The organism is Paenarthrobacter sp. 22069 (assembly GCF_052046035.1).
In the GTDB taxonomy this organism is placed as follows: Bacteria; Actinomycetota; Actinomycetes; order Actinomycetales; family Micrococcaceae; genus Arthrobacter.
This window is the reverse complement of record NZ_JBQEQF010000015.1, coordinates 79,756-91,751: the sequence shown is the minus strand read 5'-3', so window position 1 is coordinate 91,751 and position 11,996 is coordinate 79,756. Positions and strand designations below refer to the sequence as shown.

The following is an 11,996-nucleotide window of genomic DNA, read 5'->3' as shown; positions in this document are numbered from 1 at the left end:
GGAGTTCAAGATCGGAAGGGTCCTGTCCTTGAGGAATGGGCTCAAGTACGCAAGATATGCGACGTCCCAAACCGTCGGGGAAGGTGCCACAGGATGGCTGTTTGAATGTCACACCCTCTTGTCATGATGGGTTTATGGGTACAGCGGCGGTGGTGAAGGCGTTCGGGGATATCCGGGCGGCTCTTGCCGTGCTCAATGCTGAAGTGGACGGGGCGGGTTCGGCGCCGTTTTCGGCGGCCGATCCGTTGGCTGGTTTGGCGGATGGGTGCCTGGATATTTTGGCCGGTGCCCGTGAGGTGGAGGCCGGGATTGCGGGGTTGAAGGCGAAGGCGGCGGTGAAGTATTCGGAGTCAGCTTTTGCTGTTGCGGGGCCGGATGCGCCGGTGGTGGCGCAGGAGATGGCGGTCACGGCGGAGATCGGGTGCGTTTTGGCGCTGGGGCCGCGGGCTGCGGGTTCGTTCCTGGCCACTTCCCACGCCCTGACCACCGGTTTGCCGCGGACCTTGGAGGCTTTGCAGGCCGGGACGATCTCGTGGCAGCACGCGGTGGTGATGGCCGATGAAACCGCAGGCCTGGACGCTGCCGGGGCGGCGGCCTTGGAAGCCCATTTCCTTGATCCGGACGCACCGGATGCGGCGCGGGGCTGCCCCTCCGGGGAGTTGCCGGCGCACCGGTTCCGGGTCAAGGCCCGGACGTGGCGGGAACGCCACCACGCCGAGAGCATCGAGGAACGGCACGCCAAAGGGGTGGCGGAGCGGCGGGTGGAGTTCCGGCCGGACCGGGACGGGATGGCCTGGCTTTCGGCGTGCCTGCCCGCGGATCAGGCGCTTGCCGGGTGGAACCGGCTCACCGCGATCGCCCGGTCCTTGCAGGGGCCGGACGAACCCCGGACCCTGACCCAGCTCCGCGCCGACACCTTCGCCGCCGCAATCCTTGGCAGCGGCACCACGGACGCCAGCGGGACTCCCGCCATGACGGACGAATGCGGGACGCACGCTCTCCCTGAAACGGCAGGCCGCACCCTGGCCCGCGACCCCGAGGGACCGGACGTGTTGCGGTCATCGATCCGGGCGCAGGTGCTGGTCACGGTCCCGGTGTTCTCCTTGATGGGCCTGACGGACGAACCGGCGGTGCTGGACGGGTACGGGCCGGTCCCCCCGTCAATGGCCCGGCGGCTCGTCGCTGAGGGTGCGGGGTCGTTCTACCGGGTGTTGGTGGACCCGCGGGACGGGGCGCCGCTGGAAATCGGCAGGACCAGCTACCGGGTCACGAAAGCGATGCGGACCTGGCTGCGGATGCGGGACGGGAAGTGCCCGTTCCCGGGGTGCAGCAACAACTCACTGGATACCGAGGCCGACCACCTCCTCGCCTGGGCCAAGGGCGGCACCACCGGGATCAGCAACCTGGGACAACCCTGCCCCAAACACCACAAACTCCGCCACAGTACAGGCTGGAAACCCACCCCCGCGACCAAGAACGAACCACCCGGCTGGACCTCACCCACCGGCCGCCACTACCAAAGCGAACACCAGGACTGGGAACCACCGCAACGGCCTCCCGGGTTCCTGCCTGATGCACGCAAACTTAGAGAACAGATCCATCTCAAGGAACGGATCCCGATCAAAGAACGCAGTCTCCTCGAAGAAGCTCTCCTTCAACACCTCGCCCGGTGATCAGGCAATCTGCCGAGCGCCGGTCGGTTGAACTGCCCGCTGTCTTGCTGCCGGGCGTGTCGATGTTGGGGCTGGTTCTACTCGGCGACGTTCCCGTACTGGCCAGGACGTTCGACAGGCCGACGTTCTTCTACCGGCCGGGGCCTTCTACTCAGAGACCCGGCGGTAGCGGATGTGGGTGGCAAGGGGAGAGTGGAGCACCTCAACGGGTTCGAAACCGAACGATGCAATCCCGTCGAAGATCCGCTCTCCTGAACCGAGCAGGACCGGCGCGATGTCGAGCGTGAGTTCGTCAACCACCCCGGCGGCCAGCGCCTGCCGAACGGTGGAGGCTCCTCCTGCGATGTCAATGCCCTTGCCGTCGGCAGCGTTGAGGGCCGCAGCGTACGCCGCATCGAAACCATCCGTGACGAAGTGGAACGTTGTCCCGCCCTCCATCCGGATGGGTTCGTGAGGGTGGTGGGTCAGCACGAACACCGGCGCGTGGTACGGCGGTTCCGAACCCCACCAGCCGCTCCACTCCTCATCCCAGTCGCCGCGGACGGGGCCAAACATGTTCCGGCCCATCACGTAGGCCCCCCGCGGACGCATGAGCCATTCGGCGGCCGCTTGGTCGGCGTCGTTGGCACGGGGATCACCAATATGCCAGCCGTGCAGTTCCAGCCCGCGCTTGCCCAGCGGGTTCTCCCTGCTTTGGTCAGGGCCGGCAACAAAGCCGTCCAGTGAGATGGACATGTGACAGGTGGTGTCCGGCACAGCGAGCCTCCCGGGTGATCAGGCCTTGCAGTGGGCCGTGGTGACGGATCCTAGCATCTGCACGTCGCCATGCCCATGGACGGTAAGAAGTAGCCTATTAGTCGCTTCGCGTCCCGAACACGATCTCGTCCCATGAGGGGACGCTCGAGCGCTTGGGCCGTGCAGGCCGTTCCGGCGCCTCGGTTTCCGGCAGCTGTCCGGTCGCGGGGGACGCATCGTCCTGCTTGTTTGCAGGACGACGGGGGTTACTGCCCAGGAGCTCATCGAGCCCAGCTCCGCCTGACGGGGTGCTTCCTGTTCCAGTGGTGGTGCCGGAGGGCTTGGCCGGGGACGCCGCGATGGTGATCTCACGCGTGTCCGTGCTGACGCCGTCGTGAAGCCGCAGGGCCTCGTCGTGGCTGTCCCGGTGCGGCGGAAGAAGGCTGAGCCGGGAGAGCATCGAAGGCCGGGTGTCCCTGCGCCGGATGAAGGAATCACCCTGTGCTGCCGGAGCGTCCCGCTGGTCTTCCTGCGTTTCCGGTTCCGTGGATTCGGGTTCAGCGGCAACCTCGGACGGCCTGGGGTGGGCGGCCGGAACACCGTGGGTGAGCAGCAGGGCCAGGGCGTCGTCCGCATCCTCGTCGACGCCCAGCCGCTGGCCCCGCCGGGACCTGAGCATGTCGAGGAGCCCATCGGATTCCTTGCCGGCGTCCTGTCCGGGAGCGGCCTGGCCGGACGGCGTTTTTGGCGTATCCGCGTCAGTTTCGAAATCAAAGGGGCGGTCGGAGACCGCGGTAAGCCTGCGGGCGGGAACGGGTCCGTCCAGCGGCTCGAGTTCGCTTAGCTGCTGTGCCCAGCGGTTGGTGTTCTGCAGCGTCTTGCGGGCTGGATTGAAGGTCCACAGGGCTGGAGGTTCTTCGCCGATGCCCGAGGTACCGCCGGGCTTGGCCTCGAAACTCGCCGATACCGTCCAGGTGCCGTCCTGGCGCCGCCAGGAGTCCCATTCCACGGTTGCTGGGTCAATGCCGTGGGCGGACAGGCGGTGGGCCACCATGTCGTCCAGCGTTGCCGGGTTGTCGCCGAAGGCGGACCGGTAGACGTCGTGGCCGGGGGAGGGTGCCGCGACTTCAACCTTGCGTGCCTGCTGGGCGACGTATTCGCGCTCCGCCAGGACCGGGCCCTCGTAGCGCTCCACCTTGGCCAGCGGCATTCCGGACAACTCGGCCACGTCCGCGGCGGTGGCGCCGGCGCGGATCCGGGCCTGGATATCCCGGGGGGACATCGGAACCGCCGGGCGGTCTACCCGCGGTTTCGCTGTGGACCGGCTGGCCGTCCTGAGGGCCTCGTCGATCGGCAGCTGGAACATCTCGCCGCCGGGCCCGCTCAACAGGAGATGCGTCCCGTCGTCGTGCACGCCTACAAGCCGTAGATCCTGCATACAAATCCTCCACCCTGGCATTACTATCAATCGAAACTCTGCCATCCGGCGGCGCGGATTTGGCTCAAGGAGCAGGGCGCGCCGTGATTTTCCGCCGATCGGCGGCCGGCCTAGCTTCGGGTGAGGGCTGCCGCCAGCCGGTCCGGGTGGCGGGTGGAGGTCAGCCAGTAGGGGGTGCGGTCGGCGGGGTCAGTGATCTCGATCTTCACTACAGGATCGATCCAGCCCCGGATGCACAGGTAGGCCAGCCCGTTCAGCCGGGTTCCCCGCTCCGCCGTTGCTTCGCCGGACGTGAACTGTTCCACCGTGCCGACGAAGCGGCGTTCAATGGTTGCCCGTCCAACGGTGAGCGTGTCAGCCGTGACCGTGATGGCAGGGGTGGACAGGATCAGGAGGGCAGCGATAACGGCAAAAAGAACCACCGCTGCGGTGTACCCTGCCGCCATGCTGATGGGTGCGAAAACCAGGATGCCCGCGGCCGAGACGCCGGCTGCAATAATCCAGATCCAGGCGCTGGGCCACAGCTTCTCCCTGTAGATGGCAGGCGCCCCTGCGGAGGGTGTGCCGGGTACGGATGGAGACGGGCTTGATTCGGGCATGTCCCCAGCTTTCCACCTTTGTCCGGCTATTTCACATTGGGTCCCTGCCGGCCGGCGGTGGGTGGGGCTACGGCCTACCTAGGACCGATGGAGGGGCGCGGGTTAGAGTGAGTGATTGTGACTGATCATCCCGCCACGGTAGACCTTGTCCCGGACGCAGCATCACCCGCTCCCGGCGCCCCCACCCTGCAGGTCCAGCTGAAGATGCTGGATCCTGGGCTGGAGGCACCCTCTTATGCCCATCCGGGCGACGCCGGCGCGGACCTGCGTGCCCGGCAGGACGTGGTCCTGTTGCCAGGGGAGCGCAAGCTGGTTCCCACGGGCGTCGCCATCGCGCTTCCGTACGGTTTCGTGGCCCTGATCCACCCCCGGTCCGGCCTCGCCACCAAGCATGGCCTGACGATCGTGAACGCTCCGGGCACCGTGGATGCGGGCTACCGGGGCGAGATCTCCGTGACTTTGCTGAACACCGATGCCACCCAGCCGATAGAGCTGCGGCGCGGCGATAGAATTGCCCAAATGGTCATCCAGCGGGTGGAGCATGCCCAATTCATTCCTGTCACCGAGTTGAGCGGATCCGTGCGCGGCTCCGGAGGCTTCGGCTCCACCGGTGGGTTCAACATCCCCGGAGCCTGACCACAGGCTGCATCCGCTGCCACGCCAGCACGTACGACGGCGGGACCTCCAAGGTCCCGGCCGGCAGGTTCCAGCACTGGCATATTTCAGAATTAAGGAGTCACCCATGGTCTTTGGGTTTGGCAGGAAAGCAAAGAACGACGAACTGGCGGAGCCGGCAGAGGAGCTTACTGTCGCCGAGGGCGAAGAAAGCCCAGCAGCCGCCGGCCGGCGGCAGGACGGCCCTTTCGACGAGTCTGAGATCAACAGCCGCGACGGCTTTGTTGACCTCGGCGCCCTGCTGGTCACGCCCAGCGAGGGCCTTCAGCTCCGCCTCGAAGTGGAAGAGGCAACCCAGCGGGTAGTTGCAGTAACCCTGGACCTGAATGGGTCCAGCCTGCAGCTGCAGGCCTTCGCCGCCCCCAAGACCGAAACCCTGTGGGATGAGATCCGTGAACAGATCGGCCAGTCGGTCGGCGCGCAGGGCGGACAGGTCGAAGAGATTGAGGGCGCTTTTGGCACCGAACTGGTGGCCAAGCTGCCGGCCGGCCTCCCGGACGGCAGCCAGGGTTACCGGGTGGCCCGGTTCATTGGCGTCGACGGCCCCCGCTGGTTCCTTCGCGGCGTCCTGGGTGGACCGGCCGCGTTGGAACGCCCCGCCGCCGAACCGCTTGAGGCCCTGTTCAGGCAGGTGGTGGTGGTCCGCGGCGACAGCCCCATGCCGCCGCGCGACCTGCTGCAGCTGCGCCTGCCCAAGGACGCTTCCGCGACTCCTCCACCCGCCGCGCCCACCCTGGAGGAGCCCGAACGTGGTCCCGAAATTACCCAGATCGGCTGAGCCGGCCGCCAAAGCAACCCCGACTGCCGCTGGTGGAATCACGCCCTTGGACCAGTTGCCGGACCGGGGACGTGTCCTTTGCCAGGGGCACGTGGAATCGGTGACCTTCGTTCCCGCTGACCGGACCGCCGAATTCAGCGCCATCGTTTCAGAGGATGACGCCGGGTACCGCGGCGCAGGTGCAGGGCGGGGAAGGCCCCCACGACTGCGCATTGTGTGGCTGGGACGCCGTCGCGTGCCGGGCATCGAAGCCGGCGCGCAAATCCGGGTCGAAGGGATGCTGGCCCGGGGCAAGGACATGCCGACCATTTTCAATCCCCGCTACGAGATACTGTCCCGCCAGGAGCATGAATGAGCGCGCACGAGCCCGAACAGCCCTCAGGCGCTGCAAATCCCGGACGGGGCGGCCAGCCCCAGGATCCAGGCCAGCCCACGGTCGCCGGGATCGCCGCCGGCTATGCCGCAAAGGCGGGACTCCACCGCACCCACGATGGGCGGGTTGACGTTCTGCGGAGCGCCGGGGGAGTGCAGGGCATTGCCGAAAGCATTGTTCCCGGCCTCGTGTACCTGGTCGCTTTCACCATCACGCGTGAGCTCACCCTGTCCTTGGTGGCGGCCCTGGCATCGGCGGCCATCTTCACGGTGGTCCGGCTGGTGCAGCGGCGCCCGCTCACGCAGGCCCTTGCCGGTGTAGTGGGTGTTGGCATTTCCGCCTGGCTGGCCAACACCACCGGCAAAGCGGAGGACTTCTACCTCCCCGGCTTCTTCACCAACGCGGCATACATTCTGGCGATGGTCGTCTCGATTGCCATCAAGTGGCCCGTTGCCGGGCTCCTCTTCGGCTTCATCCGCAATGAGGGCGTGGAGTGGCGAAAGGAACCCGACCGGGTAAAGGCCTACCGCCTGGGAACCTGGATCATCGTGGCGGTCCTGGCGCTTCGCCTCATCGTCCAGGTGCCTCTTTACCTGATGGGCACAGACGGCCTTGCTGCCCTTGCCACCACGCGCCTCATCATGGGCGCGCCGCTGTACATCCTTGGTGTCTGGGTGGCCTGGCTCGTGACCCGGCCGGCTCCAACCGAGGCTGAAACCAGCCCGGCCGCCTGATCCACTAAAGACGCCGGACTCCCGGAAGTTCGTGACCTGTGGCGCCCGCGCGCCTAGCCGTCGAAGCCGTCGTCGTCCGCCACATGCCCGTGGCTGCCGGCGGTGGCGGGCTCGGCGCTGACTGTAGGCCCATCCACGGCGTTAATGCTGCCGGGGGCGGAGGAGAGCAACTCCCGCAGCTTGTCCTCAGCCGCGATGGTGGTGACGAAGAACAGTTCGTCACCGCCGTCGATCACGTCATCCCGGCTGGGCGTGATAGGCGCCTGGTCCCGCAGGATTGCCACGAGGGTGGCGTCCTCGGGCCAGTGGATGTCGCCTACAGTCATGCCGATCACATGGGAATCGTGCGGAACGGTGAATTCCACCAGCGACGCAACGCCGGTCTGCAGCGTCAGCAGGCGGACGAGGTCCCCGATCTCCACGGCTTCCTCCACCAGTGCGGTCATCAGCTGGGGGGTGTTGACGGCCACGTCCACGCCCCACGAGTCGTTGAACATCCAGTCGTTCTTGGGGTTGTTGACACGGCCCACCGTGCGGCCCACGCCGAACTCGGTCTTCGCCAACAGGGACACCACCAGGTTGACTTTGTCATCACCCGTGGCGGAGACCACGACGTCGGCGTCCTCCACCTTGGCGCCCTGCAGCGTGGACAGCTCGCAGGCGTCGCCCACCAGCCAGTGGGCGCCCCGGAGGCCGCTGCGACCAATCACCTCGGGTTTAAGGTCGATCAGCAGGATCTCGTGCTTGTGCGCCAGCAACTCCCGCGCAATGGACGATCCGACGCTGCCGGCGCCGACGATAACGACTTTCACTGGTACTCCTTGGCGGGGGGTTTGGCGAGGATCTGGGCGATCTGGGCGCTGCGCTCCACCTGCAGCATGGCGTGCACTGTGTCACCGTCCTGGTAAGCGGTTCCTGCATCGGGCAACAGGCCCTCGCCGAAACGGGTCAGATAGGCCACCCGGACATCGGCGGCCTTTTCGATGCTGCTGATCCGGTGTCCGATCCAGCCGGCATCCACGTCCAGTTCGGCCAGCACCAGGCGCCCGGAGGGTTCCCGGAAATCGCCCGCGAGGTGCTGTTCCGGGAGGATGCGCCGCAGCACCTGGTCGGCGCTCCAGCGGACCGCCGCCACCGTGGGGATGCCCAGGCGCTGGTAGATCTCGGCGCGGCCAGGATCGTAGATCCTGGCCACCACATGCGGGACGTGGAAGGTTTCCCGGGCCACCCTGGTGGCCAGGATGTTCGAGTTGTCACCGCTGGATACAGCCGCAAAGGCGTAGGCGTCGCTGACTCCTGCCTGCTTGAGGGTATCCCGGTCGAATCCGACCCCAGTAACCTTCCGGCCGGTGAAGCCCTGGCGGAGCCGGCGGAAGGCGCGGTCGTCCTGGTCGATGATGGCCACGGAATGCCCGGCATCCTCCAGCGTGTGCGCCAGCGTTGCCCCCACCCGGCCACATCCCATGATCACGAAATGCGCCACCGTATCTCCTCTGTATCTAAGTCAGGATCGTGCAGCTAGAACTCTACCGGCATGCCCGGGCTTCGGCCTGGCGGGGTCCCGTCATGACATCGTCCGCGAATCAGACTAGCTTTGTGGGGTGTTGACAATACTGAACGCCGTCAAACGCGTGCTGGTGGGCCGGCCCTTCCGGAATGACCGCCTGGCGCATACCCTGCTTCCCAAGAAGATCGCTCTTCCGATTTTCGCCTCGGACGCCCTGTCCTCGGTTGCCTACGCGCCGGACGAGATCCTGCTGACCCTGGCCTTGGCCGGCGTGGGCGCCGTGACCATCTCACCGCTGGTGGGGCTCGCCGTCATGGTGGTGCTGCTGACAGTGGTGGCCTCGTACCGGCAGAACGTCCACGCCTACCCATCGGGTGGCGGCGACTACGAGATCGCCAACGAAAACCTCGGCAAATACGCCGGCCTGACGGTGGCGTCGGCCCTCCTGGTGGACTACGTCCTCACCGTTGCCGTCTCCATGTCCTCGGCGGCCGCGTATCTCACCACGGCTGTACCGTCCCTGCACGGTGAGCAGGCCGTCATAGCCACCGTCGGCGTCGTCATCCTTGCCCTGGTGAACCTGCGCGGCATCAAGGAAGCGGGCAGTGTCTTCGCCGTTCCCACCTACATCTTCATGGCCTCCATCCTGGGAATGACCGCCGTCGGCATCTTCCAGGCCGCAACGGGCCAGCTCGGGGAAGCCCCATCGGCCGCCTTCACCATCGTCCCCGCCGAAGGCTTCGACCAGGGCCTTGTGGGCCTCGCCGGAGCGTTCCTGCTGCTCCGGGCCTTCTCGTCCGGCGCCGCCGCGCTGACCGGCGTCGAAGCCATCAGCAACGGTGTACCCAATTTCCAGCACCCGAAGAGCAAGAACGCCGCCACCACCCTGCTGCTGCTGGGCGTCATCGGCGCCGCCATGCTGGCCGGCATCATCTACCTGGCCAACGCCACCAAGGTCCACATCGTGCTGGACCCCGCAAAGGAATTCCTGCTCAACGGCAACCCGCTGCCCGAGGGCTACATCCAGAACCCGGCCATCAGCCAGATCGCCCAAACTATCTTTGGCGAGGGTTCGATCCCCTTCTACATCGTGGTGGCCGCCACCGGCGTGATCCTGGTGTTCGCGTCCAACACCGCATTCAACGGCTTCCCGGTCCTGGGCTCCATCCTCGCCCAGGACGGCTACCTGCCCCGCCAGCTCCGGACCCGCGGCGACCGGCTGGCGTTCAGCAACGGCGTGCTTGCCCTCGCGGCGGGCGCCCTGGTGCTGATCATTTCGTTCGACGCCGACGTCACCAAACTCATCCAGCTGTACATCGTAGGGGTATTCATCTCCTTCACCCTCAGCCAGCTCGGCATGATCCGGCACTGGGGACGGCAGCTGAAACTGGCCAAGGACAAGGCGGTCCGCCGCCGCATGGTGAAGTCCCGCACCATCAACAGCATCGGCTTCGGCATGACCGGCCTGGTGCTGGTCATCGTCCTCATCACCAAGTTCGAGCAGGGGGCCTGGATCGCCCTGCTGGCCATGTTCATCCTCTTCCTGATCATGTGGAGTATCCGGGCGCACTACGACAACGTGGCCAAGGAACTCGCGGTCGGTGAGGACTCCTCGCCGCGGGCCCTGCCCACGCGGGTACACGCCGTGCTGCTGGTGTCGCACGTCCGCAAGCCCGTCCTGCGTGCCCTCGCCTACGCCCGCGCGTCGCGCCCCTCGCGGCTTGACGCCATCACAGTGGACATCGACCCGGAGGAGACTGCGCACACCATCGCCGACTGGGAAAAGCTCGAAATTCCCGTCCCGCTGACCGTCCTTGCCAGTCCCTACCGCGAGACGGTCACGCCCATCATGGACTACGTCAAGCAGATGCGCCTCGACTCCCCGCGGGACCTCATCGTGGTCTACATCCCCGAATACGTGGTGGGCAAGTGGTGGGAGCAGCTGGTGCACAACCAGACCGCCCTGCGCATCAAGACCCGGCTGCACTTCGAACCGGGTGTCATGGTGGCCAGCGTTCCCTGGCAGCTCAAGTCCTCCGAAGAAGCCAAGAACCTCCAGGACGTCCAGTGACCGCCAGAACTTCCACCGCCGGCGCCCCGGCAACCGACGACGCAGCAACCAGCGACACCGGACACGCAGGCGAAGAGGCGGTGCTCGACGTCGGGCCGGTTGCCCATGGCGGGCACTGCGTTGCACGCCATGAAGGACGCGTCGTCTTCGTCAGGCATGCCGTTCCAGGCGAAAAGGTCCGCGTCCGGCTGACCGACGCGGGGGAGGACGCCAAGTTCTGGCGGGCAGACGTGGTGGAGGTGCTGGACGCATCCCCGGACCGCGTGGAGCACTTCTGGCATGCCGCGGATTCGCTGCGGGCCTGGGGCCACGGCCATCCGCCTGTGGGCGGTGCCGAGTTCGGGCACATGACGCGGGCCAGGCAGCTCAGCCTGAAGGCGGACGTCCTTGCCGAACAACTCACCCGACTGGCTGGCTTCGGGGAGACCCCGTCCGGCTGGACCGGCGCCGTAGAAGGTGTCGGGTCAGGTGCCGACGGCGGGTCCGGCCTCGGGTGGCGCACCCGGGCCAGCTTTTCGGTCACCCCAGGCGGCAGGCTGGGCATGCATGCCCACCGCTCGAACCAGATCCTCCCCGTGCGGGAGATGCCCCTGGCCAGTGACGCCATCAACGCGCTGCAGCTGTGGGACCTGGACCTGCAAGGGATAGAACGCGTTGAGGTGGCCGCGCCGGCCAACGGCTCCCGCCCCCTGGTGCTCCTCGCCCCGGCGTCCAACACCAGGGACAAACGGTTGAAGGCCATCGCTGCGGACGTGCCGGGGGATGCCTCGGTGGCAGCCTTCGATCCCCTGACCGGACAAGTGACTTCGCTCCGGGGACGGGCCTGGGTGCAGGAGTCCGCCGCCGGGCACGATTACCGGGTGACCGGCGAGGGGTTCTGGCAGATCCACCGCGACGCGCCCGGGACCCTTGTGGGGGCTGTCACAGAATTCCTGCAGGGAGGCGGCTTCCTCAAGCCCGGATCGGTGGTGGCAGATCTCTACGCAGGGGCCGGCCTCTTCACCGCCGTCCTGGCCGACGCCGTGGGCGAAACCGGATCCGTGCTGTCCGTCGAGGGGGCCCCGGGGACCAGCCGCGACGCACGGAAAAACCTGCATTCCGTGTCCCAGGTGGAAGTGGTCCAGGGCCGCGTGGAGCGTGTCCTGCGCCAGAAACCGCAGAATTTCGACGCCCTTGTCCTCGACCCGCCGCGGGCGGGAGCCGGGAAGGCGGTGGTCGGCCAACTGGTGGCATCCAAGCCCCGTGCCATTACCTACGTGTCCTGCGACCCGGCCTCGTTTGCCCGTGACCTCGGTTACTTCAGGCGCTCAGGGTGGGAACTCGCCGGGCTCCGGGCCTTCGACCTGTACCCGCATACCCACCACCTCGAGACCGTTGCTCTTCTGACTCCGGCTCCATGATGCCGCTGCGGTT

General features: G+C 66.9%; 12 protein-coding genes. 7 read left to right on the top strand and 5 right to left on the bottom strand.

The annotated features are described in order from the left end of the window. The first annotated feature begins 134 nt into the window (after nucleotides 1-134). Complete coding sequence (locus ACTJK0_RS13835; RefSeq protein ID WP_440745548.1) at nucleotides 135-1,673, top strand: DUF222 domain-containing protein; 1,539 nt, start codon at nucleotides 135-137, stop codon at nucleotides 1,671-1,673. 147 nt (nucleotides 1,674-1,820) lie between these two features. Here ACTJK0_RS13835 and ACTJK0_RS13830 read toward each other — a convergent pair whose 3' ends face one another. The 3 genes from ACTJK0_RS13830 to ACTJK0_RS13820 form a co-directional block, all read right to left on the bottom strand. Next, nucleotides 1,821-2,408 carry a dihydrofolate reductase family protein gene (locus tag ACTJK0_RS13830; protein ID WP_440745547.1) on the bottom strand — a complete coding sequence of 196 codons (588 nt, stop codon included), beginning with the start codon at nucleotides 2,406-2,408 and terminating at the stop codon, nucleotides 1,821-1,823. Nucleotides 2,409-2,526: 118 nt separating this feature from the next. Then, nucleotides 2,527-3,846, bottom strand: coding sequence for a septation protein SepH (sepH, locus tag ACTJK0_RS13825; protein WP_440745546.1), 1,320 nt, complete (start codon nucleotides 3,844-3,846; stop codon nucleotides 2,527-2,529). 110 nt (nucleotides 3,847-3,956) lie between these two features. After that, nucleotides 3,957-4,445, bottom strand: coding sequence for a DUF3093 domain-containing protein (locus tag ACTJK0_RS13820; protein ID WP_440745545.1), 489 nt, complete (start codon nucleotides 4,443-4,445; stop codon nucleotides 3,957-3,959). Between the two features lie 117 nt (nucleotides 4,446-4,562). Between ACTJK0_RS13820 and dut the strand changes: the two genes are divergently transcribed. The 4 genes from dut (at nucleotide 4,563) to ACTJK0_RS13800 (ending at nucleotide 7,005) form a co-directional block, all read left to right on the top strand. Beyond that, nucleotides 4,563-5,081: a dUTP diphosphatase gene (gene dut / locus ACTJK0_RS13815; protein ID WP_440745544.1), complete on the top strand. Its 519-nt coding sequence runs from the start codon at nucleotides 4,563-4,565 to the stop codon at nucleotides 5,079-5,081. Nucleotides 5,082-5,187: 106 nt separating this feature from the next. Further along, nucleotides 5,188-5,898: a DUF3710 domain-containing protein gene (locus ACTJK0_RS13810; RefSeq protein WP_440745543.1), complete on the top strand. Its 711-nt coding sequence runs from the start codon at nucleotides 5,188-5,190 to the stop codon at nucleotides 5,896-5,898. 46 nt (nucleotides 5,899-5,944) lie between these two features. Then, nucleotides 5,945-6,253: a hypothetical protein gene (locus tag ACTJK0_RS13805; protein WP_440745542.1), complete on the top strand. Its 309-nt coding sequence runs from the start codon at nucleotides 5,945-5,947 to the stop codon at nucleotides 6,251-6,253. Continuing rightward, nucleotides 6,250-7,005: a DUF3159 domain-containing protein gene (locus tag ACTJK0_RS13800; RefSeq protein ID WP_440745541.1), complete on the top strand. Its 756-nt coding sequence runs from the start codon at nucleotides 6,250-6,252 to the stop codon at nucleotides 7,003-7,005. Before ACTJK0_RS13805 ends, ACTJK0_RS13800 begins: the two co-directional genes overlap by 4 nt. Nucleotides 7,006-7,058: 53 nt before the next feature. Here ACTJK0_RS13800 and ACTJK0_RS13795 read toward each other — a convergent pair whose 3' ends face one another. Next, complete coding sequence (locus tag ACTJK0_RS13795; protein WP_110544517.1) at nucleotides 7,059-7,817, bottom strand: NAD-binding protein; 759 nt, start codon at nucleotides 7,815-7,817, stop codon at nucleotides 7,059-7,061. Beyond that, nucleotides 7,814-8,488 carry a potassium channel family protein gene (locus ACTJK0_RS13790; protein ID WP_110544515.1) on the bottom strand — a complete coding sequence of 225 codons (675 nt, stop codon included), beginning with the start codon at nucleotides 8,486-8,488 and terminating at the stop codon, nucleotides 7,814-7,816. Before ACTJK0_RS13790 ends, ACTJK0_RS13795 begins: the two co-directional genes overlap by 4 nt. A 118-nt stretch (nucleotides 8,489-8,606) precedes the next feature. On the opposite strand from ACTJK0_RS13790, the gene ACTJK0_RS13785 reads away from it, so the two are divergent. Together ACTJK0_RS13785 and ACTJK0_RS13780 are read left to right on the top strand one after the other, a co-directional pair. Then, the gene (locus tag ACTJK0_RS13785; protein ID WP_440745540.1) at nucleotides 8,607-10,583 is read left to right on the top strand and encodes an APC family permease; all 1,977 of its coding nucleotides are present in this window, start codon (nucleotides 8,607-8,609) and stop codon (nucleotides 10,581-10,583) included. After that, nucleotides 10,580-11,983 (top strand): class I SAM-dependent RNA methyltransferase, encoded by a 1,404-nt coding sequence (locus ACTJK0_RS13780; protein ID WP_440745539.1) that lies wholly within the window; start codon nucleotides 10,580-10,582, stop codon nucleotides 11,981-11,983. The genes ACTJK0_RS13785 and ACTJK0_RS13780 overlap by 4 nt, the downstream gene beginning before the upstream one ends. Nucleotides 11,984-11,996 lie beyond the last annotated feature (13 nt).